The sequence below is a fragment of the Streptococcus australis genome (genome assembly GCF_003943615.1).
Classification (GTDB): Bacteria; Bacillota; Bacilli; order Lactobacillales; family Streptococcaceae; genus Streptococcus; species Streptococcus australis_C.
Genome location: NZ_RJPZ01000005.1, coordinates 101,757 through 126,091 on the forward strand (window position 1 = coordinate 101,757; position 24,335 = coordinate 126,091).

Here is a 24,335-nt window from a genome sequence, read left to right on the forward strand (position 1 = left end):
AAAGCCTGTTCTATTTTTAATAATTTTAGTGATCAAATAACTGAATGAAATATTGATGAAAGATGATCTATTTCATTTAATTTTTCGCCGATGGTACTTTGAAGAAATCTTGGGATAGATAGCCTTTGCCACTAATTAAATCATACTCCACCATCTTCAAATCTTCAGCAATCTCTTGCGCTTCTCCTTCCAAAGCTTTTTTGTCCACACTTGCTTTCTTCAAAACTTCGGTCAAAAGTGCATAGTAAGGAGAGACCTTAGAATTGGTCTGTTCAAAGACCATGGCAGAGAAGTCACTTGAGTTGACCAAAGGATAATCCAACTTCGGTGCATCAAAATTACTCCAAATAAAGTAATCCGTTTGGTACTGCCCTTCTGGATTATTCTTAAAAGCAGACTCCGGATATAAACCAGGCAAATGATCTCCATAAAAGACCACTGTTATCTTTTTATCAATTTTGGATAACTTTTCTAGGAAATCTTGGGTGGCGCTGTCGGTTTGGAATAGTAGACGACTGTAGAAGGTTAGTTTAGAGTTCTCCTCATCGCTAAATCCAACTCCTTTTGCATCCAAAGTTTCTGGATTAGCCTCTAACCAAGGTGAATGATTCTGCATAGTGATTACTGAAAAGAATTGTCCTTTTTGAGGAGTTATGTTTTCTAGCACCATATCGTAGGTAGATTCGTCACTTGGACTAATTCCTTCTTTTCTATATTTGATTCCCTTTGTATTCGTCGTGATAAAATCCTTAAAATCTAGTCGAGAATAAACGATATCCCTAGAATAATTTGACTTCCCAGCGAGGTGAATCGCGATTTTATTATTCGTTTCATAAGAATTACTAATTGACGGTACATCATGAATTTTTGGAAATACTTCTGTATACAAAACGGATACTGTTTGAGAAATATTATAGAAAGGTAGACCAGTCAATGTTTGAAATTCCATATTGGCAGTTCCACCACCATATCCATCTGATTGCATTTGGCCACTCGTGTGGTTACGTATAACGTTCTCAATATTAGGAATTGGATTTTGAGTTAATTCAACTCCTTCAATTTTTCTCGGATCTGAAAAACTTTCGCTTAAAACATAAATAATAGTCTGATCATTTAAATAGTTTTGTCTCTCCTTATTTATACCATTCGCTAATTCATTGTACTTCACTACAATCTTATCCATACGTTCTTTTGAATAACCTTCTGGCTTCTGAATAACTTCCGTCGTCAATTGGTTCATCCAAACATATGTAAGTCCTTTATAGCGAGCGTTGGAGGTGTTTCCTAACCAATCGATATCTTGATAATTATTGAGGGTACTTATTATCGGGACATTCGATTTAATTTTCCCATTTTCTTTATCAGAAAAAACAGATGTTACATTTATAAATAAAAGAAACATTGACAATACAAGTAGAACTTGTGTTTTCCAAGAAGAAATAATTTTACCTTTGAAAAAGTACCTCATTCCAAGAAGAGAAAGAACCACAATTGCTACTAATCCAACAATTATATATATTATTTGAGAAGTATCAACAAAACTGAGTAAGGTAAATGGCTTGGATAACCAATTCAAATCACTTGGTAGAACTGGCTCATTTCTCATCCCAAATTTAATAAAATTTGCAATGACAAAAGATACAGATACCAGTAAAATCAAACAGGAGGCTATCCAATACTGGTTGATAACTATATAGACAAATAAGATGATTGCTGTCAGCACTAAAATTTGGAACAAGATCGCATCTGGGATTGTAAAATGTATCCCTAAAAATGGTTCTGTTCTTCCTAAACTAAATTGGAAAAAATAATTTAGAACGATTGAAATGGTTACACTTGAGAAAAAGGCTAATGATAAACTGGGTTTATTTTTCACGAAATCTCTTTGGCCTTTCGTATAGAAAAAACCAAATACGGAAAGAATCGGAAAAGTAAGCATTAAAAACTCATTTGTCAGCCAAAACTGTTGAGCAGAATATTTACCAATTTCTAGTGCTTTATACAAGAAGCTATCTGTTCGGTAAACTAATAATGAAAAATTTTTATCTGTAACAATAAAACTTATTNAAATCTGCGACAGTATAACGTATTGATAGTTATCTTTTATTTCTTCTAGATTCTTTTTTCTAGTAAAAGATCCATCAGAATGATACCTATATAGAACAAGAATTGTTGTAAATAAAAATAGAGTACCAATAACTACAAAGGAATTCGTTCTAAAAAATGGATTTTTTTGAAAGTTCCAAACCTTATATTTGGGATTGTTTAGAAACAGAGAAATTTCCGTAATATAAGAAAGTATATTATAAATTAAGTAACTAATCAGTAATTTCAGAGGAAACCATTTTTTAAAGTTAAAATGTGACATTAATACAACTAACAATAAAAAACTAATTCCAAATAATATTCCTAAATAGTTGACATACTTAAGTACAGTCCCTGTCGCTTTATTATGTAAGGCTAAATTATTTTGTGCTAAATAAAAATTTAAAAAGAAAAATAAGACAAAGGTGATTGCATAATAAAATTGAGTTCTTGAAATTTTGGATTTCAAATTTTTTAAAAACGTATAAAAATTAAACCTCTTTTTCCGTTTCATTATTTCACTTTCTTAACGATTCTTTTCACTATATATTTCACAGCTCTTGCTGGCCCAATCACAATATACTTCAAGGCACCTTTAATGCCACCGATTTGATTAAAGTCCACGAAGGTATGAGGTTGGAGATCCTCACGATTGTTCAACTGCTTATTATCGATAAATGGTGTGAGAACGTGTGGATTTTGGGAAATCCTAAAGTCATATTTTTGATCCCAAGCAATATAGACTAATAAGCGTTCAATCGCATGAAGGATCGAATTTTGAGGAAGAGGTTCAGCTGGAACATCTGCTGCTGTCAAATTCAAATCAAAGAGTGGTTTCAAAGCATCGTATTTAAACCAAACAAAGGTCCCATAACTCATGACAAAGGTATTAAGATTCTTGAAATCAATACTCTTGGTCGCTCCCATCCGTTGCCAGAGCTTGTTCATCTCTGGTGAAATGAGGGCCTCGTTCCAGGCAACCACAATTCGATTGTAACGGAAGAAGGTTGGAATATCTGCGATGGTGATTCCGACTTTTGGATTGGCCTCCATATTGGCAAGAATTTGATCTGCAGGGTTAACCAACATCTCGATCAATTCTTTCCTCCAAGATTCACCCGCCCAGAAATCTGCTTCTTTGGATTTCTTGGTGTGGAAATGACCGACATAATCATAGCGCGAGAGTTGCTCTTTTAAGAGCAGCATTGGTAACACATCTCGTCCAATATTTCCAGTCACCACAACCATTGCAACTTGAGCCCGATTGGAAAGAATTTGCTCAATAGCCTGCTTCTTCTCTTCTACATCTGTCGTAATCCATAGGTCATAAGCAAAATGAAAAGCTTGGAAAGCATCTAGAAATTCTTCCAAGAGGTCTACATAAAAGACATGGAGATGAACCGCAACTTTTTTATCGAAATCTCCAGCTAATTCTTGGTTTTTCAAGTACTTACGAGACAAGAGATAAGGATAGTCCGGACGATCAATCATAGACATATGGTTAAGAATCAGGTCTAATGGATAGTCCGATACACGCTCCAATTCTTCAAAAATATAGGGCACGATTCCTTCATTGTTTGCAATGGTCTTGACCTTGATAAAAGGAACCTTATGTTTGAGAATGGCTGTAGGATTGTAGTAAGAAAAGTCTGGATAGAGCATCCCAGTTGTATCTTCATGGATGGTATGAAAGACAGTTTTATAGCGAAAACCAGCATCTAAGAAATTCGTTGTCACCTTAGTCTCATAGTTATCAATGACATCTTGAACATTGGTAAAATCTTGGACGCCCTGCCAAAATTCATGGAAAGAACTTGATTCAATAACCTGTTTTTTAAAGCTAAGATAATAACTCTGAATATGCTCGTTAAAATCCTTGTCTTTCCGGTAATTGGTCATTCCCCAGAAATCCACTTCAGCATCATTCTCAAATTTTTGATAGATTGGCTCTAAATCCCAAAGGGGGCCAAAGCAAGTATCATTCATAAGGGTAACAGAATCAAAATGAGCCAGTTGATCAAAGCCTACTGTCTTCATTCCGTCCCGCCAAGCCGCAAAGTCAAAGCCAGTATTTTGACGTTCTAGAATATCATCCACCAACTGCTGCGAGGACAAATGATCCTTCACATCTTCAGGTAGCTGACTATTAGAGATAAAGACCACCCGCGAATACAAGGGGCGAATTTTTTCTAATTGGTAGAGTACATGTCCACTGATAAAGTTAAATTTATTGAAGTGGACATATAAAAGTAAACGTTGCATATTATTTCCTTATTCTTAAGAATTTCAAAATTTTTGTTGGAATGGTCCAACGGCGAGAATGGATGACTGTATTATATGCTTCTTTCGTAGCTTCTAACTCTGCCTCAAGATTTTTCAATTGATTGTGACAGTCTAACATTTCAGCAGCAAAAACCTTCCCAATATAATCCGGTGCAGAGGGATCATCTACTGAGAGCATCTTGTAACTCAAGTAGTAGATTCCCTCTTCCTCAACATCATAGATTAGTTGTGGATCAGGCTCGCTAAAGAGATAATAACCATCTACGATAGCTCCGTTAGTGTATACTGGAGAGAGAACATCCCCTCTTGCATTTTTTAATTGAACATCAGAGTAATAACTTGGACGTTCTGAAAGATCCACTCGAATGACCGACGTTCCTTTCGGAATATCTATGATGAGACTATCTTCTTTTTGAAGCAGTTTGGTCGTGGTACGATCTTCCGAATAGGTGTTTTTTTCATCTCCGAAATAAATCGTAACAGATTCCATCCCAATATGTGAAAGGGAGTCCATTGGTTTTGATAAGCGAATCTCGTAAGTATTAGTGAGGTCTAAGAGAATTTTTGTCATCTCTTTCAAATCTACATTTGGATATTTATCTAGATAGTCAAGTTGTGTTTGTAACAACTTATGGAAACGACGTTCCAATTTTCTAAAATCACTAGGACGAGAATCCGATCCTTGATTTATAGTATAGGCGACCGTTGCTTCATTCAAATAAGCCAAAGAAGTCCGTTGAAAGAGCTCTAGTTGTAGATTGAAGGTATCGTCTGATGTCGTAATATCCAACTCTTGATTGACTTCTACCATCAGATCTCGATCTACTAACCAGGTCGATGCCATGGTAAAACCTCTAGTGGCAAGCATTTTTTCGTAGGTATCTGCTAATGGAATCGTCTGGTTAGCAAAGCCAGCCTTAGAAACAAAATTGCCATACTCATCATAAATATCAAAATCTGTGTTGGACCATTTGCAGTCAGGCCTACTAGCCAATAAATCCACTTGCTTCTGGAGTTTTAAAGGATCTATCCAAAAATCATCTCCGTCACAGCGGGCAATGTACTGCCCACGCGCTTCCTTGCAGATAGTGACCCAGGTTTTAGCAATCCCAAGATTTTCATCCTGATAAAAAGCACGAATCACATCAGGATGGCTAGTTTGGTAATCTGCTATGATTTTACGAGACCCATCAGTTGAGGCATCATCCACTAAAATAATTTCAAAAGGAAACTCTGTTTTTTGTGCTAAGAAGCTAGCGATCGTCTTCTTTAGCCAGGGTTCTTTATTAAAAACTGTACAAATAATCGAAACAAAAGGCGTCGTTTCCATATCTCCCTCAGTCTAGTCAGTCATTGACCATGTTCCATTGCGTTGGATTAAGCCACTTGCTGCATCCATTGCTGATTTATCATCCAAGTCGATATCATCTCGATTGATAAAGATTAGTGGGGTTTGCGTAGCATCTGAAAAGGCCAGCATCTGCCCTTCAGCATCTCTTACTGTCACTTCTAACTTCATTTTCAAGTCATTCACCGTTGGAAGGGAACAAGTGTAATGAACTGTTTTATGTCCAGCCCCACTCATCAGTTGATCCATAGAATTATCATTATAGATCCAAATATTCCGATCGATATCTGTTAACGACAGTGCGATATAGGTCTGAATATCTTCACGAACATCAAAATCGATTTGGAACTGAATCGAATCTTGGGGACGTAACTTGTTCGAACTTAACAATTGAAGCTGAAAGTTTTCAACCAAGACTTGTTCTTCCTGGTTGGGTTTACCAGCTCCACCAGCTTCTCCTCCCTGTTGCAAAGGGGCTGTATTATCAAAACTATACTGGTTGGCTACATTTTCTGGACTACCAATTGTCTTCACCAAACCATTTTCAATCAAAACAGCCTTGTTACAATATTTCTTGACAGCTCCCATATCATGGGTAACCAAGATAGTTGTTTTTCCTGATTTCTTCCGTTCTTGGAAGTAATCATTACACTTGCGCTGAAAGGCCTCGTCTCCTACTGCGAGAACCTCATCCAAAATCAAAATATCACCTTGGGCCTTTATTGCGACTGAAAAGGCCAGACGAACCTGCATCCCGGATGAATAGTTCTTAAGCTTTTGGTTCATGAAGTCATGCAACTCGGCAAAGTCTACGATGTCATCATACATGGCATCAATTTCAGCTGTAGAGAAGCCTAGCATAGCTCCATTCATATAGACATTTTCACGACCAGTCAACTCTGGATTGAAGCCGACGCCAAGTTCGATAAAGGATACTAGTTTCCCATCGATTGTGACAGATCCTTTTTCAGGTACATAGATTTCAGAAATAATTTTTAAGAGAGTAGACTTTCCAGAACCATTTCTTCCTAGGATCCCGAAAAAATCTCCTTTTTCTACTTCAAAAGAAATATCCTTAAGAACATGTTGTTCTTTATAGCCTTTGATTCCTTTGAAACGATTGACCAGGGCAGTCCGAAGGCTGTTTGTTGCCTCTGTTGGCAACTTAAAGTACTTGCTGACATGGTCTACTTTTACTGCAATTTGTTTATCAGTCATTAGAGAATCTCCGCAAATTTCTTAGCATGTTTGTTAAAGTAAGCAAAGCCAGCGATAAAAATAAGAATTGGCAAGACATAAGGAATCAATACCAAGAACTTATTCTCCACCAAAAGCCATACAGGGGTGTTAGCCTTATCAATCAAGAAATAACGCATGTCTTGAATGATCTGAGCCAGAGGATTCATCATGACCAACTTAGCCGCCCATGGATTGCGATCTGCGATAAAGGTAATCGGGTAGATAATTGGCGTCGCATACAAGCCAGCTTGCAAGAGCACTTCCCAGACTTGACCTAGGTCACGGAAACGAACAAAAAATGTTGCTAAGATCAAAGCGCATCCTGTCGCCATCAAGAATAACTCAAGAAAGAGCGGAATCACCATCAAGGCTGTCCAAGAGAATGTCACCCCATTAAAGAATGAAAAAATCAAGACGACAACAAGGTTAATGACAAAGTTGATCGCTGCTCCTGAAATCGCAGACAAGACAATGATATGTTTGGAGAAGTTCAACTTCCGCAAAAGATCACCTCGACTAACGATCGATACCATCCCCATGGAGGTCGCTTCTGAGAAGAATCCCCAGACTACATTGGCCAACAAGAGGGCAACTGGGAAATGGGGTACATCTCCACCCAAACGTAAGAATCGGATGAAGACAATATACATGATACTAAAGGTCATCAGGGGCTTTAAAATCGACCAAAGATAACCAATCGCTGACCCTTGGTAGCGTAATTTAAAGTCCGTTTTAATTAACTCTCGTAATAAAATTCGATTTTTCTGACTAAAAACGTCAAACATTATTTTTTACCTCGATATGCAAACTTTGTCAGAATCAAGCTGGTAAACACAAAGGTGTGGAAGGCTCGGTTCTTACGGTAACCATACTGACGAATCCGTCTCAGACGTTCTTTTAGTGGCACATCCATAATGGTCACAAAGTTTTCAATGATTTCTTTATTTTGGGAACTGATCGACAGATCCAATAGATTTTTCGCTTGTTCTTGACTAGATTCGATGAGATTCCAATACTTAGCAAAAAGGACATGAGGACGAACCCAATTCTTGACCCGTTTTCTAAGGGTACGAGCTCCAAGAACGTTGCTACTGTGCTGACGGTACAACTCTGTCGGCTGATCGATATAGACGAGCTTCCCAAAGGCAGCTACCAACAAGGCCAAGTACCAATCATGCATAAGGAGCGCATGTTTTTCTTGGCCTGTCCATAAGTCAGCCAGTGCATGGTTAATCATGGCAACTCCACCAGTTACTGTATTTTCTGTCAATTCTTGAATCAGCTCTGTATTGGCATGATCAGACTGGGTGCGAATCATACTTTCATGTTGCACATTCAAGTTTTCATCAACCACTTTTAAATCTGTGTAGATTAACAAAGGGTCCTCTTGTGGATGTTTCTCTGCTTCTGCTACTTGTAGAGCAATCTTTTCCGGAAGCCAGACATCATCCTGATCACTAAAGCAATAAAGATCAGCCTTTTCATATTTTAAGAGTGTGTGAAAACTCTTGATGACACCCAGATTTTCGATGGCGCCTTGATTGATAAAGCGAATGCGCTCATCCTGAGCGACCAGCTCTTGAATAATCTCCACCGTACCATCTGTTGACCCATCATCCCGGATCAAGAGCTGCCAGTCTTGATAAGTCTGATCTTGGATACTTTTGACCTGCTCTTTTAGATACTGCTCACCATTATAGGTGGACAACAAGATATTTACTTTCATGATAAGAATAATTCCTCGTACTCACCTACAATTTTTTCCCAGGTAAAGTTTTGCTTCATATTAGCTTTGGCAAGCCGACCCCATTCAGATACATCTTCTAGGGAATCGACTTGATCAATTAAATGGGCTAAATTTCCTGTCTCTTTGGTCCAATATTGGGCTGTATCCTTTGCGACCGTTTGGTTAAAGGAAACTCCAAGAACCAAATTGAGATCCGTCTGGGCGAGTGCTTCTAAGAGGCCCGGATTGGTCCCGCCCACTTCATGACCGTGAATATAGGCGAAGGCTTCTTTACGGATATACTTCAATAGGTCTTGATCATAAACCGTTCCTACAAACTTGACGCGTGGATCCTGATCAAAGCCCGTTCGAGCTCGAAGCTCTTCAAAATAAGGATTGCCTTCATGGTTACAAATGATGATCAAATCCCGCTTTGTAGAAGAGGCCATAAATTCACGAATGGCGGTCTCATAATTGTTTTCCGGAACAAAGCGACCCAAAATTAAGTAATAGCTTTTCTCTTGTGTCTGCCACTTCTGATAGAGTTCTCTGACTTTCTTATCCTGACTGGTCAAGCTGGTCGGAGACAAGTCTGTCCCATAGGCAATATAAGTCGTCTTGGACCAAGGGTAGGCTTCCTTGATATAGGATTCAATCCCTGGATTGTCAGAAATCACAAAATCCGCATGGCGCGTCATGACCTTTTCAGAATACTTGAGATAGGCTTGGATTGGTTTAGCCCACTTGGCCCGCTTCCACTCCAGTCCATCTGGATTGATATAGAATTGGCCACCTATCTTATGGATCTTGCGAGCAAAAGGCGCCACGAAGGCCCCAATTGTATTGCCCAAAACATAAAAAATCGGCTGTTCAATTCCTTGCTTCTTAATAACCTTCAAAGCATAGTTGATGGCCATCATGTCATAGGCAATGACGCGGGCTGGCCCAAGTTTTGGTGCTTTAATCGTGTAACAATCGACACCCTTATAGTCAAAATGATGATAGGCTTGATCATTAGAAAGGCAAGCAACATGGTACTGAATAGCTGGTGATACTTGATGGGAGACCAATTGGTCCACAAAGGTCTCAAAACCGCCATATTGAGCCGGAAGCCCACGACTTCCGATAATAAAAACGTGTTGCATATTATTCCCTTTCTAACAATTTACAGTCTATCCAATTATACCATTTTCTAGGCTTTTTGCCTAATCCAAACAGAAAAGCGACCCTTAGGGCCGCTATCATAATCTTCATTTAGTATGAATAACTAAATAGGATGTATTTATTCAAAATGCCATTTACTTAGCATTTTCAAAATTATTGTTTTGATTAATTTTAGTAGTATATTTAAAATGAAAGTTATCAAGATAGATTGGAACAACAAAAATATCACAATCAGAGGAAATTTCGGTAAGATGTTTGTAAAATCTCCCCATTTCTCGATCATTTTTGGATACCAATAATAATCGCCAATCACAGATAGTAGGTAAATTGGAAGAGTGTTCTTTGAAATAAATAGAACAACTCTTTGCAACCACTCATTTTTTATTGCTACTTTTAAGTGTATAACTGAATAAAAGATTAAACTAGACAATAAGAATACCGGAAGAACTCTATATTCGATTCCGAAGCTAGTTTCAGATATTGCTGCTAATCCAAAAACACTTAAAATATCAAGAATAAAAATAACAAAAACAAGTTCCTTGAAACTCGACTTCTTTTTTGATGAAGCGAGAAAAGCTCCAAGAAGATAGTAGGTGATGGGCCAGAGTCCTTTCCAATAATCTGGAATGATGTGCGGTAAAATCATAAAATTTTGTTCATTGTTGTTCAACAATGAAAGAGTAGGTGGAACAATAGTTAATAAAATTAAAATACCTAAAACCACAACTTGATTCTTACGACTAGTTAATGAATTAAAACCTGCATTCAAGAAAGGAATTAACAGGTATAAGCCAATATATAGATTAACATACCACGCATAGTGACTAAAAGAAAAAATATTTTTTAATAACTGCCCAAGGTATTCTTCATTGAAATCTCTTATATCAAAGAAAGTATAAACTGCTGCTGCAAGCGCATAAATTCCAATTACTGGAAGTAGTTTTATAAAATAGGTTTCACTATAAGTCTTATCTTTCATTAAATAACCTGTAGTCATAATAAATAAGGGAACACAGGTCATCAAAATCATCCAAATAAAAGATGATAAAAAAATACTTTTAAAAGCAAAGGACCGACCATAATAATTAGTATGGAGAAAAAAATGTACACCTACGACAAATACTATTGCAATACATTTAAGTATATCTATATTTAATTTTCTTGCTTTCATAACTCTCCCTATCAAATTAACAAATGCAAAGATGGCACCTCACCATCTTTGCATTTTAATTATTTCACTTCTTGTTTATAAAACTCTTTCAATGCATCCTTCCAGGTTGGAATAACAAAGCCTGTGGCTTTCGCTTTTGCCAAACTCATTGTTGAGTTAAGAGGACGTTTTGCCTTAGCCGGGAATTGGCTAGAATCCACTGGCTTCACTTCAACATCCATATCTTTGAGGATTTCAACCGCAAAGTCATACCAAGTTGTATCTTCTTCCGCATCGTTAGACAAGTGATAGTAACCATATTCCTTACGATTTTCAGCCAAATAAGTCATAAACTCTGCAAGAGTACGTGTCCAAGTTGGACGACCATGCTGGTCATTAACGACTGTAAGTGTCTTGTGAGTCTTGGCTAAGTTTTGCATCGTGAAAACAAAGTTCTTACCGTAGTTACCAAAGACCCAAGCTGTTCGGATGATATAGAAGTTAGATACATACTTCTCAACCAATTCTTCTCCCATACGTTTGGTACGGCCATACTCTGTTTGGGGATCTGGTTGATCATCCACTTCCCATTCTTGTCCCACTGGCTTATTTCCATCAAACACGTAGTCCGTTGAGATATAGACCAAGGTCGCTCCATGCTTTTCAGACGCCTTTGCTACATTTTCTGTACCTGTAACATTGATAGCGTAATCCAATTCTTTTCCTTCATCTTCTGCCGCATCTACTGCTGTATAAGCAGCACAATGGTAGACCAAGGTCGGCCTCACTTCCGCAAATACTTCATCTACTTTCTCTGCATTTGTGATGTCCATTTCCGCCACATCGACAGCCACATAATCTTCATTTCGTTCATCTAACAAATGGCGCAGTTCAGTTCCAAGTTGCCCATTTGCACCTGTAATTAAAATCATTGTAAATTCCTTTCATATGCTTTTTCCTTATCATTATAGCAAAAAAAGCAGAAGTTTTCTGCTTTTTACTTGCTTTTCTCCTTGATGACATAGATTGGACGTTTTTTGGTTTCCATAAAGATTTTACCGATATATTTACCTAAAATTCCAATGGTTAGCAATTGAAATCCTCCAAGAAAGAGAATCACTGTCATGAGGGATGGCCATCCAGAAGTTGGATCTCCAAATACTAAGGTCCGGATCACAATCAGAACCATCATGACGAAGGCTAAGATCCAAGATAAAAGCCCACCAATAAATGCAATATTTAGTGGGGCATCTGAGAAGTTAACAATCCCTTCAATAGAGTATTTGAAGAGGGACCAAAAATTCCAAGACGTCTCTCCTGCCACTCGCTCTACATTTTTATATTCAAGGTACTCTGTCTCAAATCCTACCCAGGCGAAAATTCCCTTAGAAAATCGATTGTACTCAGACAACTCCATTATGGCATCGACCATTGGGCGACGCATCAAACGGAAATCACGCGCTCCGTCAACCATTTCCACTTGACTGATATGATTGATCAATTTATAAAACATCCGTGCAAAGAAGGATCGAATTGGCGGTTCCCCATCACGGGTCACACGACGCGTTCCGACACAATCCAGATTTGGCTGCTGATCTAACTTCTGCTTCATTTCAATCAATAGCTCTGGAGGATCTTGTAGATCCACATCCATGACCGTTACGTAATCTCCTGTAGCATGTTGGAGGCCAGCATAGAGAGCCGCTTCCTTCCCAAAGTTTCGTGAAAATGAAAGGAAATGGGCACAAGGATTCAAGAGATTGAGTTCCCGTAAAACATCTAAGGTTTTATCAGAAGACCCATCATTTATAAAAATATATTCAAATTCTTCTCCCATAGATGTCCGAACCCGTTCCATCTCTTCAAAAAATAATGGAATCGATTCTTCTTCGTTAAAACATGGGACTACAACTGATATGGTCATTTCTTACTCCTTGACTTATTCACTTTCTATTGTAACAAAAAACTAGGGTTTCCCCTAGTATATCATTAAATCAATCATTAAAACAGCAAATTAGTAGTATTGACTGATAGTTGTAATAATTGAAATAAGAATAAACAAAGAAGCAATGTAGGTATAGGTAAATTCTACTTTATTCTTATCGTATTCAATAGGTTCTGGTCTATTCTGATTCCAAAACAGTCTTCTTGAAAAATCAGTAATACAACCAAGGAGGACAAATACGCCTGAAAAATATCTGCCCTGGATCCCTTTAATGGAAATATCGGAAACCTCACCCCACATTAAATAAGCTGTCATTAGAATTCCAAAAATAATTCCCATTGAAACAAGTACTATCCCAAATTTTGCAAAAGGTTTTATCGGTTTTCCATTTGGAAGCACAAATAATGCAATTGAAATAAATACTAAATAAAACCACATAAAAGCCTTTGCATCATATGTTAACCAACCAAAGGTAAATGATGATTGCAGTTTAAATGGAATAAAGTTCACAACTTCTTTAATCATCATTCGCATGAAATCTGAAAAATGATTCAAGGTAAATATAATCTTATTCACTGGATTGATTGCAGGATTGGGATGTGCAATCGTTGCATTAACAGCGCTTGTAACCTTCAACCAGATCACACTAGCTAAAGCAACGGTAAGAATTGAACCACCAATTAAAAGATATTTTTCTTTATTGAGTTTTTCTTTTGGTAAAAAGACCAACAAACAAATTAGTAAGACGTAGGGCAATTTTGAAAAAGCAATCAAAATACATAAGAGACTATAGGTGATAATGTCCCTATAACTAACTTTATCTTTTTCAAAATAAGATAAGAATAAACCGATAACTAAGAATATGAGCCCATTTGCAAAAGCATCTTGGTTAAATGATGCAGCAATATAAATGTTGATAGGAATAATCGCTAGTAGGGAGAAAATTAACTGCTTATCACCAGCTTTTTTTATGGCAAATCTAACAAGCAATGCAAAAACTAATAAATTTAAAAATCTCCCCAAAAAAATAGAACCGAACACACTTAGATGTAATAGACGTGATATAAGAATACCCATTGTTTGAGGCAAATAACTTACAAATGAATATCCATTCGTATTACCCAAATTAGAATATACTACCTGTTTGTCAGATAACTGTTTCTCTTCCAAATCAGTTTGTAATAAGGGCTTCTTAAATTCTTCTTCAACCTCAGATATATCCGATGATACTTTCATCTCTTCTACTGATGAAGGTAAATATAAATGGCCATCACTAATGTAAAGTGCTCTAGAATAATGAAAATTTTCATCCGGTGTATCCATATTCGGAGTGTAGACACAAAATATTAGTCCAGTAAATAAGATTACTGAAAATATTTTATTGTATAACTTCATATTTACTAGTGATAGAAGGGTGAAAATCCCTCCAATAATAAGAAATGTTCTGATTGGAGCGTTATTAAATGGACCATCATAATAAAAATACGTTCCAAATATCAGAAACCAGATGAGCAAAATATAAAATTTCTTTTTCCAAATATTGTGAAAGAAATCTGAACCATTTTTTAAAAATAGATTTGTCATGTAATACCTTTCTTTTCATCTAACTGCTGAAACAGATCATACCATTTTTGAATGATAATATCTTCTGCATAGGTTCCTAGGACATATTCACGACCTCTTTTTCCAATTTCCTCTAGAAAATCCAAATTGGTTAGAAAATACCGCATTTTATTTACCAACTCATCAATACTTGGTTCAAAAAGCATTTCAGGCGTAGCAGTTTGAAGTTCAGCAACTCCTTGTGAACAATTATAAGTTAATACAGGAGTTCCAGTTATCATAGACTCTACTACTGACATTGGAAAAGCCTCTGATTTAGAAGTTAACAAGGTAAACAATGACTCTTGATAAACCTCTTTAACCTGATTCGTTTTTCCTTTTAAGAAAACACGTCTGGTCATTCCTAATTGATCAATGAGTATTTGAAGGGATTCTCTCAAATTACCAGATCCGTAGATATTAAAAATCATTTCTGGAAACTCATCTGCTACTTGTGCAAAAGCTTGAATTTGATGATCAATTTGCTTAACAGTATCTAGTCTACCTACAAAAGAAATAATTGTAGATTTCTCTTGATGTGACTCCTCAGATACTTCTATATAGTTAGGCAAAGGATTTGGAATCGCAACAAATTTTTTTAATGGAATATTGTAATGATTGCTAATCACTTCTGAATAAGAATCTGATAAAAACATTATACAATCCAATTTCGGATATTTATTTTTTATAATATACGGATAAACTTTGTAGATTCCCTTACATTCCAATACAAAATCAGCAGAAGAATGCATCTGACCAATGAAAAAAGCAGTATTTGAAAATTTCTTCAAGCTATTTTCCATCAACAGATAAACAATTGGGTTTGCTAAAATAACTATTGGTTTATTAGATTTCGATAATAAATCTGATAAAATCGTATCTAATTTTTTTGAGAGAAACTTCTCTTTTAAAAATAACCATGGCTTTTCAAAAAAAATATCTTCCTGGTACAATAAAATTTCTTGATATTTCTTCTGTACTTTCTCATACTTCTCTTGTGATTGAACAGCACATCCGACAACGGTTACCTTATTCCCATCCTCTGCAAACCGTGTAGCTAGCTGATCTACTACACGCTGAACACCACCGATTCCACCTAAATGGTGGGTGACGAAAATTATATCTCTTTTCATTTCTATTTCTTTCTGTATTTTATGATACTAAAGATTGTAATACTTCCAATTGCATAAACCATCATCGCTATACAAAAACTAATAGAAGCCCCCATAATCTGATACTTATTAACCAGCTCAGTTGTTATCATTTTAGTAACGATAAACATCAGGATATACACAAATAATAAATAATGGTGTTTTCTCATGATAATTAAAATATTTTCAAATATAATCGAGAATGAATATAAAACACCAGATAGAACTAGAATAGTTAATTGTAACCTGTAATCTAACAAGTTCAAACCAAATATTACACCTAGAACATTTACTCCTATTAAATAAGTTAAAAAAGTAATAACTAGCCCAATTGAGAGTGTAACAAGTACTATCTTTAAGAACATTTTGTAAAATCTCTGAAACTGCTTCTTCTGCCAAAGTTCGGCCATTTGTGTAATGAGAGGTCTTACTACCAAAATGCAAAGACTCATAAAAAATACTGGCATAAACAAGATATTGTAATCCCTTTGAGCACCAGTCTCTACTATACCTTTAGCATATGCACCAGAAATTGCCAACTTTGCCTCATTAAAAACAAGCGTCAATAAAAAACCATAAATAAATAATGAGAAACAAATTTTAATAATTTTTAAGGATTCATCAAAAATATCCCTTGAAAATATGTGACTAAAACTCACTCTATCAAACAATTTAAAATGAGAATAATCATAAACAAATACAAAAAATAGATTGAAGAAAGCTAGGACCGTCAGAGTCAAAACCATAGAATGAGATAATAAGAGTCCAAATAAAAGAATGAACACGCTCAAAGCATATCGCAAGACCATCGATTTCCCAGCTATATCCAAACGACCATGTTGTTGAAAATAACCTTGGAATAAATCAGAAAATGCATCCGCAACACGGTACACAATAATCCAAGTAATAATCATCACAGAGTCATTGGTAAAATCATAGTTTATTATCCTCAAGTAAGGCAATAAAGTAATCAACATCAAGACAACAGTCAGCAACCTTGTAAAAAAGTAAGCTGAAAAAGGATGACTTGAGTTGACGTCAGTAGCTTGGTAGTTTCGAACTTGAAATTGTCCGATAATAATCCATAAATTACCAATTGAGGTAGCAAGACTAAATTGATCTGCCACCTCACTTGTTTGCATTCTAGATACGATTAACAAATATAATACAGAAACTGCTGCGGCTGCAAAATTTCCAAGCAGGTTCCATATGTAAATACTTTTTTGAGAAGGAGTATTATTCATCATTCTCCTCATTTTTGTTTAAAGCGATAACTTGCACAAGATTTTTAAACTTGGTATCTAATTTTGACAACCGTACAGTTAACTGGAACTGATTCATTAATAACAAGAAAATAATAAAAAGAAAAATAAAATTAACAGCAGATGCAATTCCTAAGGATGCCGCAATATACTCTGCTAACTTTGGAAAAACACTAAAAACCAATAAAATCAGCGAAAAGAAAATCCAAAACAAAGCATCATTAATCTGTACACGAGATTTTCTGATGTTCTGAAGGATAAACCCACATGTTCCTAATGAAACAACAACTAATACAATTTGAAACCAGATTGACATTCTATTTTCCTCTCTCTCTAAAATTCTGAATGAAAAGAATAGATACGAACATGTGAATCATGTACTTAATAGAGCGTGAAAAGGTCAGATAACTTTCACCAGCTTGTCTATCTTCCATTCGAACTTGAACTTCTGAAATTGGAACACCATTTCTTAATAGATAAGAAACAGTATCTGGTTCAGGACCATAGTTAATATTTCTTGCAAAAACTTGTATTAAATCTTTAGAAAACATTCTCATTCCAGATGTTGGATCATTAATCGTTTTACCAGTTGTTAATTTAATAGCAAAACTAATGAGTGTATTCCCCAGCATACGAAATGAATTTGGTCTTTTCTCTGTTACAAATCGAGAACCAATCACCATTTTATTTCCTTTATCAATTTCTTCTTCTAAAGCAGCAATATATTCTGGGAGATGTTGACCATCTGCATCAAATTGAACAGCTTTTTCATAGCCATGTTGATAAGCATATAATAACCCCGTTTGAAATGCTCCAGCCAGGCCAAGGTTTACTGGTAAATCAATAATATTATAGCCATTTTTATGACAAATTTCTGAAGTTCGGTCTCGAGAACCGTCATTGATAATCACATAATCATACTGGGAATAATTTTGAATAATATTATCTACTACCGTTTGAATAGAACCTTCCTCGTTATAAGCTGGTATAATAATCAATAAATCTGAGGATTTCAATCTCCTTTGTCCTCCATTAAAATTCTTTTTAACCATTATACAATAACCATAATGTTTTATCCACTAATCTCGAAACTTTATACCGTCACTAATAATTAATTTATTCATAAAAAAGCTTGATATTAGTCACAAATATCAAGATTTTCGTTAAGTTTAGTTTTTATTCAAATCCATTCGGATGTTTACTCTGCCATCTCCAAGCATCTTGGCACATCCGATGAATATCAAATTGGGCACTCCATCCTAGTTCTTCACGTGCTTTGGATGGATCTGCATAACAGGTTGCGATGTCACCAGGTCGTCGATCAATAATCTTGAATGGAATTGGTTTTCCCACAACCTTCTCCATATTTTGAATAATTTCTAATACAGAGTAACCTCTACCGGTGCCAAGATTATAGATATTCAAGCCTGAATCTGGGTTCATTTTTTTCAGTGCAGCAACGTGGCCTTTCGCCAAGTCAACTACGTGGATATAATCACGTACTCCAGTTCCATCTGGAGTTGGATAATCGTTCCCAAACACGTTAACAGACTCTAATTTTCCTACTGCTACTTGTGTTACATATGGTAATAGATTATTTGGAATACCATTTGGATTTTCACCAATGTTCCCACTTTCATGGGCACCAATTGGATTGAAATAGCGTAACAATACAATATTCCATGAATAATCAGCTTTGTAAATATCTTGAAGGATTTCCTCAATCATGAGTTTTGTTCTACCATATGGATTTGTAACAGATAAAGGAAAGTCTTCCAAGATAGGAACAGTATGTGGATCTCCATAGACAGTTGCCGATGAGCTGAAGATGATATTTTTACACTGTACCTCTTCCATCACCTGAAGCAGAGTCAAGGTTCCACTAATATTATTTTCATAATAGGTAAGTGGAATTTGAACTGACTCTCCAACTGCTTTCAATGCAGCAAAGTGAATCACGCCAGTCGGTTTTTCTTTTAGAAAAATTTCTAGAAGCTTTGATCTATCACGAATATCCTCATTATAAAAAGTGATAGATTTCCCTAGGATTTTTTCTACTTCTTGTATACTTTTCTCACTACTATTTACTAAATTATCAACAATGACAACTTCATGACCTGCATTTACTAACTCAATGGTGGTATGAGAACCGATAAATCCAGCCCCACCAGTTACTAATATTTTATGATGCATGTAATCTATCTCCCGTCTGAATCAACTTTTTTCCATTATCCCACAATTATAAAAGAATTTCAAAATTTTTCCTATAATGATCTTTTTCTTTTCTAGTTTAGAAAAAAAACAAGCTTATAAACCATAACTTGGTATATAAGCTTGTTACTAGATTATACAACAGAATAGCAATTCCATCCTACTTCCGATACATCTTCACTTGTAGGTAGAGGTCGTTATAGACGCCCAACCACTTCTTGCCAAGTTGTTCGTAGACTTCTAAGTTCTTTAGCGTGTCATCACTTGGGTAGAAGGCTTGGTCTTCTTGGACCTCTTTTGGTAGCATTTTCTTAGCTTCTTTATTCGGTGTGGAATAACCGACATAGAGAGCATTCTTATAAGCATTTTCTGGGCGAAGCATAAAGTTGATAAAGGCATAGGCTGCTTCTTTATTCTTCACCGTCTTTGGAATGACAATATTATCAAACCAAAGGTTGCTGGCTTCTGATGGGACGACGTAGCGGAGGTCCTCATTGGCTTCCAGCATTTGACTGGCTTCACCGGAGAAAGTCACCCCAATGGCTGCATTATTTTGGATCATGTAGCCTTTCATTTCATCGGCTACAAGGGCCTTAATATTGGGCATCAAGGTATAAAGCTTATCAACAGACTCTTGTAATTGCTGAGGATCCTTGGAGTTGAGACTATAGCCTAAGCTGTTGAGTCCAATCCCCATGACCTCACGCGCCCCATCGTACATCATGATGTCATTCTTGTACTCTGGTCTCCATAGATCCGCCCAGTGCTCAGGCGCCTTATCAACCATCTTGCTATTGTAGATGATACCAAGGGTCCCCCAGAAATAAGGAACTGAGTACTGATTGTCCGGATCAAAGTCCAAGTTTAAGAAGCGTGGGTCGATATTGTCTAAGCCTTTCAATTTTGACTTATCCAACTTTTCAAGCAAGTTTTCGTCCATCATCTTGGCGATCATATATTCACTTGGGATGGCGATATCGTAAGCTGTTCCCCCTTGCTTGATTTTGGTGTACATAGCTTCATTGGAATCAAAGGTATTGTATTGGACTTGAATGCCTGTTTCCTTGGTAAATTCCTTAAGCAATTCTGGATCGATATAATCTCCCCAGTTGTAGATGACCAGCTTATCACTGTCTTTTGGATTAGTCTTGGCTTCAAGACGGGCACTTAGCCCCGCTAACACGAGAATCACCACGATAATCCCTAGCAAGAATGAATAGAGTTTTTTCATACTGTCTCCTCCTTCTCTCTAGTGATGAAGTAATAGCCGACCACCAATAAGATACTGAAGAGGAAGACCAGGGCAGAAAGGGCATTGATATTCAACGAAATCCCTTGGCGAGCCCGTGAGTAGATCTCAACAGACAAGGTCGTAAAGCCATTACCTGTGACAAAGAAGGTCACCGCAAAGTCATCCAAGGAATAGGTAAAGGCCATGAAGTAACCGGCGATGATCGCAGGTGTCAAATAAGGAAGCATGATTTCCTTCAACATCTGCACTTGAGTAGCACCTAGGTCATAGGCCGCATTGATCATATCACGGTTCATTTCTTTCAAGCGTGGCAAGACCATCAAGACCACAATTGGAATAGAGAAGGCTACGTGACTCATTAAGACAGAGGCAAAACCAAGCTGGAACTTGATCGTCGTAAAGAGGATCAGGAAGCTAGCCCCAATCATAACGTCAGGTGCCACCATGAGGATGTTATTGACGGACAAAAACGGTCCTTCAAACTTCTTCTTAGATTGGTAAATATAGATCGCCCCAAAGGTCCCAATAATGGTCGCAATCAAGGCTGACAAGAAAGCCAAGAGGAAGGTCTGTGAGAGGATCAACATAAGACGCGTATCCTCAAAGAGACTTTGGAAATGCTCCATGGTAAAACCTGTAAAAGCATTCATATCCCCGCCGGCATTAAAGGCATAGGCAATCAAGTAAAAGATTGGCAGATAAAGGAGTAGGAAAATCAATCCTAAATAGATACGTGAAATCTTTTTCATCGTTCACTCCTTTCTCTCGTTACCCACATGACTAAGAGCATAGCAAGGATCAAAACCACTCCAATGGTTGAACCCATTCCCCAGTTTTGCGTTGTGAGGAAATGCTGCTCGATAGCAGTACCTAGAGTAATGACCCGGTTTCCTCCGATCAAACGCGTCAACATGAAGAGACTCAAGCTTGGAATAAAGACCGATTGGACACCCGAGCGAACCCCGTTCATAGACAGTGGGAAGACAACCCGACGGAAGGTCTCCCACTTATTAGCTCCTAGGTCATAACTAGCATTGATGAGGTTTGGATCCAAATCATCCAAGACATTGAAGATAGGAAGGATCATAAAAGGCAACTCAATGTAGCTAGCGACAAAGATGAAAGAAAAGTCCGTAAAGAGGATCTGTTGAGGACCGATTCCGATAAAGCTCAAGAATTGGTTAATAGATCCGCCTTGGCCAAAGATCCCGATAAAGGCATAAGCTTTGAGCAAGAGGTTGACCCAGGTCGGAAGGACGATCAGCATGAGCCAGAGTTGACGATGCTTGAGTTGGGTCAAAAAATAAGCTGTCGGGTAAGAAATCAAGAGCGTCACAAAGGTAACGATCCCAGCATAGAGAATGGAGTTAAAACTCATCTTGAGGTAGGTCCAATTCTGCGCTGTAAAAAAGGTCTGGTAGTTCTCTAAGGAACCTTGCCCTTGAACATTGACAAAGGACTGCCAAATGATCAAGGCTACAGGAGCCAAGACAAAGAGGAGGATCCAGAGAAAGTAGGGAACCACAAAGAGGTTAGAGGTTGTTTTCTTCATCTCTTTCCTCCTCGATGGCATTAATCAATCCGGCTTCTTGTTCTTCCACTTCTACGTACTCTTCGATCCGTGCATCGAACTCTTCTTCCGTTTCATTGAGACGCATGACGTGGATATCTTCTGGCTCAAAGTCCAGACCGATTTCTTCACCTACGATCGCCTTACGCGTTGAGTGAATCATCCACTCATTGCCCAATTCATCATAGGCGATGATCTCATAGTGTACCCCACGGAACAGTTGGGTATCCACTTTTACCTGGAGCTTGCCTTCTTCGGGCAGTGTGATTCGCAAATCTTCAGGGCGAATAACGACTTCGACCGGTTCGTTTGGTCTCATCCCTCCATCGACTGACTCAAAGCGTTTGCCATTAAACTCTACTAAATAGTCTTCGATCATGATCCCTGGAAGGATGTTGGACTCACCGATAAAGGTCGCAACAAAATGGTTGATGGGCTCATCGTAGATATCAACAGGTGTCCCTGACTGAACGATTTCTCCTTCGTTCATGACGAAGATCCAGTCACTCATAGCTAGTGCTTCTTCCTGGTCATGGGTAACAAAAACAAAGGTAATACCCAAGCGTTGTTGCAATTCACGAAGCTCATACTGCATGTCTGTCCGCAACTTCAAGTCAAGGGCAGACAAAGGTTCATCCAAGAGGACTACTCGCGGTTCATTGATAATCGCCCGTGCAATAGCCACCCGCTGGCGTTGACCACCAGAAAGTTTCTGGATAGAGCGTTTCTCAAAGCCTCCCAATTGTACCATCTTAAGGACTTCTGTCACTCGTTTTTGAATTTCCGCCTTGTCTAGCTTCTTCAAACGTAGGGGGAAAGCAACATTCTCAAACACATTCATGTGTGGGAAAAGGGCATAAGACTGGAAGACAGTATGGACATCCCGTTTGTTGGTCGGTACATCATTGATCCGAACACCATCCAAGAGGACATCTCCTGTCGAAGCATCTAACAAACCGGCAATGATATTCAGAATCGTTGATTTACCAGATCCTGAAGCACCGAGCAGGGTATAAAATTTCCCTTCTTCCAACTCAAAGTTGATATCTTTGAGAACTACTGTATCGCTGTCTTCAAATACTTTTGAGACATTTCTAAACTCAATAATTGGTTTTTTCAATTCACATAAATTCCTTCTTTTTCATGCGTTTCCTTCTGAGACCAACCACTAGTCTCATAGGCTGACGAGCAAACCCGTCAAGCCACCAACACCTCTCGGGGACTTATAAGACTGCCCCACCTATTTTCGGTATCGATAGGCACTCACCCCCCTTCTAAAGTAGGAAGGGTCTACCCAAGAGTAGTCCCTATTCCATCTCGAACCGTTAATCTTTTCCAATAATACGGACTTCCCGCTCTAAAGTCACACCAGCTGATTTTTCAACTGTCGCGATGACATGAGCAATCAAGTCTTCATAATCTTTTGCGGTACCATGGTCGACATTAATCATAAAGCCAGCATGCTTTTCTGAGACCTCAACACCACCGATCCGGTGTCCTTTTAGTCCAGCTTCACTGATCAACTGTCCTGCAAAGTGACCGACTGGTCGTTTGAAGACAGAGCCACAAGACGGGTATTCGAGGGGTTGTTTCAACTCTCTTAGATGAGTCAGACGAGCCATTTCTTGATCGATCTGCTCATAGTTGCCAGGCGCTAAGGCAAACTTAGCCGAAATGACCACATCTCCTGTCTCTTGGATCTTGGAATGACGATAACCAAAGGCTAATTCTTCTGCTGTTAAGGTTTTCAGCTCGCCTTCTGGCGTCAAGACCTTACAAGATTGGAGAATATGGGCAATCTCGCCACCATAGGCGCCAGCATTCATATAGACAGCCCCCCCAATACTACCAGGAATCCCACAAGCAAATTCAAAGCCTGTCAAACTATGGTAGCGGGCTACGTGAGTCACATCGATCAGCTTAGCACCTGCCTCTGCTTCAATGACGTAGCCATTGACCCGGACATCATGGAAATGATCAAACATGATGACAAAGCCTTCAATCCCACTGTCACGGACGATAATATTGGAAGAATTTCCCAAGACCATCCAAGGAATCTCATGAGCATTGGCAAAGGTGACAATTCGTTTTAATTCATATTGATTGCGAGGAAAGGCCAAGTAGTCTGCAACCCCTCCAACCTTGGTATAGGTATATTGCTTGAGTGGCTCATTGAACAAAATCTCAATGCCAGCCAACTCCTCTTTGATTTGCTTTAAGATTTCCATCTCACAACTCTCTTCTATACGTTATCTTATCCATTATAACAAAAACCAGCCCACTTTTCGACTAAGAAGTAAAAAAACAGAAACAGCCAAAAGACCATTTCTGTTTTAATTCTTTTAAA

At 37.7% G+C, this 24,335-nt stretch carries 21 protein-coding genes; all 21 read right to left on the reverse strand.

All coding sequences use genetic code 11. The features are described 5' to 3' along the window. Positions 1–76: 76 nt before the first annotated feature. The gene (locus D8785_RS06870; protein ID WP_125374922.1) at positions 77–2,599 is read right to left on the reverse strand and encodes an LTA synthase family protein; all 2,523 of its coding nucleotides are present in this window, start codon (positions 2,597–2,599) and stop codon (positions 77–79) included. Then, positions 2,599–4,347: a rhamnan synthesis F family protein gene (locus D8785_RS06875; protein WP_125374923.1), complete on the reverse strand. Its 1,749-nt coding sequence runs from the start codon at positions 4,345–4,347 to the stop codon at positions 2,599–2,601. The genes D8785_RS06870 and D8785_RS06875 overlap by 1 nt, the downstream gene beginning before the upstream one ends. 1 nt (position 4,348) lies before the next feature. Continuing rightward, positions 4,349–5,698 (reverse strand): glycosyltransferase family 2 protein, encoded by a 1,350-nt coding sequence (locus D8785_RS06880; RefSeq protein ID WP_125374924.1) that lies wholly within the window; start codon positions 5,696–5,698, stop codon positions 4,349–4,351. Between the two features lie 12 nt (positions 5,699–5,710). After that, on the reverse strand, positions 5,711–6,934 hold the full coding sequence (locus D8785_RS06885) for an ABC transporter ATP-binding protein (protein ID WP_125374925.1): 1,224 nt from the start codon (positions 6,932–6,934) through the stop codon (positions 5,711–5,713). Continuing rightward, positions 6,934–7,740 carry an ABC transporter permease gene (locus D8785_RS06890; RefSeq protein ID WP_120701832.1) on the reverse strand — a complete coding sequence of 269 codons (807 nt, stop codon included), beginning with the start codon at positions 7,738–7,740 and terminating at the stop codon, positions 6,934–6,936. The genes D8785_RS06885 and D8785_RS06890 overlap by 1 nt, the downstream gene beginning before the upstream one ends. Then, entirely contained in the window at positions 7,740–8,681 is a 942-nt protein-coding gene (locus D8785_RS06895; RefSeq protein ID WP_125374926.1) for a glycosyltransferase family 2 protein, read from the reverse strand. Before D8785_RS06895 ends, D8785_RS06890 begins: the two co-directional genes overlap by 1 nt. Beyond that, positions 8,678–9,826: a beta 1-4 rhamnosyltransferase Cps2T gene (gene cps2T / locus D8785_RS06900; protein WP_125374927.1), complete on the reverse strand. Its 1,149-nt coding sequence runs from the start codon at positions 9,824–9,826 to the stop codon at positions 8,678–8,680. The genes D8785_RS06895 and cps2T overlap by 4 nt, the downstream gene beginning before the upstream one ends. Positions 9,827–9,963: 137 nt before the next feature. Continuing rightward, positions 9,964–11,016, reverse strand: a complete 1,053-nt coding sequence (locus D8785_RS06905; RefSeq protein ID WP_125374928.1) for an acyltransferase — start codon at positions 11,014–11,016, stop codon at positions 9,964–9,966. Between the two features lie 59 nt (positions 11,017–11,075). Beyond that, positions 11,076–11,927, reverse strand: coding sequence for a dTDP-4-dehydrorhamnose reductase (rfbD, locus tag D8785_RS06910; RefSeq protein WP_125374929.1), 852 nt, complete (start codon positions 11,925–11,927; stop codon positions 11,076–11,078). 65 nt (positions 11,928–11,992) lie between these two features. Further along, entirely contained in the window at positions 11,993–12,919 is a 927-nt protein-coding gene (locus D8785_RS06915) for a glycosyltransferase family 2 protein (protein WP_125374930.1), read from the reverse strand. A gap of 90 nt (positions 12,920–13,009) precedes the next feature. Then, a complete protein-coding gene (locus D8785_RS06920; protein ID WP_125374931.1) occupies positions 13,010–14,524 on the reverse strand; it encodes a DUF2142 domain-containing protein in 1,515 nt (504 codons plus the stop codon). Then, positions 14,521–15,675, reverse strand: a complete 1,155-nt coding sequence (locus D8785_RS06925; protein ID WP_125374932.1) for a glycosyltransferase — start codon at positions 15,673–15,675, stop codon at positions 14,521–14,523. The genes D8785_RS06920 and D8785_RS06925 overlap by 4 nt, the downstream gene beginning before the upstream one ends. 2 nt (positions 15,676–15,677) lie before the next feature. Continuing rightward, positions 15,678–16,940, reverse strand: a complete 1,263-nt coding sequence (locus D8785_RS06930) for a lipopolysaccharide biosynthesis protein (protein WP_312023836.1) — start codon at positions 16,938–16,940, stop codon at positions 15,678–15,680. Continuing rightward, on the reverse strand, positions 16,930–17,271 hold the full coding sequence (locus D8785_RS06935; RefSeq protein WP_125374933.1) for a DUF2304 domain-containing protein: 342 nt from the start codon (positions 17,269–17,271) through the stop codon (positions 16,930–16,932). The genes D8785_RS06930 and D8785_RS06935 overlap by 11 nt, the downstream gene beginning before the upstream one ends. A gap of 1 nt (position 17,272) precedes the next feature. Next, positions 17,273–17,971 (reverse strand): glycosyltransferase family 2 protein, encoded by a 699-nt coding sequence (locus tag D8785_RS06940; protein ID WP_125374970.1) that lies wholly within the window; start codon positions 17,969–17,971, stop codon positions 17,273–17,275. 160 nt (positions 17,972–18,131) lie between these two features. Continuing rightward, the gene (gene galE, locus D8785_RS06945) at positions 18,132–19,148 is read right to left on the reverse strand and encodes a UDP-glucose 4-epimerase GalE (RefSeq protein ID WP_125374934.1); all 1,017 of its coding nucleotides are present in this window, start codon (positions 19,146–19,148) and stop codon (positions 18,132–18,134) included. 178 nt (positions 19,149–19,326) lie between these two features. Then, a complete protein-coding gene (locus D8785_RS06950) occupies positions 19,327–20,397 on the reverse strand; it encodes an ABC transporter substrate-binding protein (protein WP_125374935.1) in 1,071 nt (356 codons plus the stop codon). After that, positions 20,394–21,167, reverse strand: coding sequence for an ABC transporter permease (locus D8785_RS06955; RefSeq protein WP_125374936.1), 774 nt, complete (start codon positions 21,165–21,167; stop codon positions 20,394–20,396). The genes D8785_RS06950 and D8785_RS06955 overlap by 4 nt, the downstream gene beginning before the upstream one ends. After that, positions 21,164–21,970, reverse strand: coding sequence for an ABC transporter permease (locus D8785_RS06960; RefSeq protein WP_125374937.1), 807 nt, complete (start codon positions 21,968–21,970; stop codon positions 21,164–21,166). The genes D8785_RS06955 and D8785_RS06960 overlap by 4 nt, the downstream gene beginning before the upstream one ends. After that, positions 21,951–23,108, reverse strand: coding sequence for an ABC transporter ATP-binding protein (locus tag D8785_RS06965; RefSeq protein WP_125374938.1), 1,158 nt, complete (start codon positions 23,106–23,108; stop codon positions 21,951–21,953). The genes D8785_RS06960 and D8785_RS06965 overlap by 20 nt, the downstream gene beginning before the upstream one ends. Positions 23,109–23,313: 205 nt before the next feature. After that, positions 23,314–24,216, reverse strand: coding sequence for a UDP-N-acetylmuramate dehydrogenase (gene murB / locus D8785_RS06970; RefSeq protein ID WP_125374939.1), 903 nt, complete (start codon positions 24,214–24,216; stop codon positions 23,314–23,316). Positions 24,217–24,335: the final 119 nt, after the last annotated feature.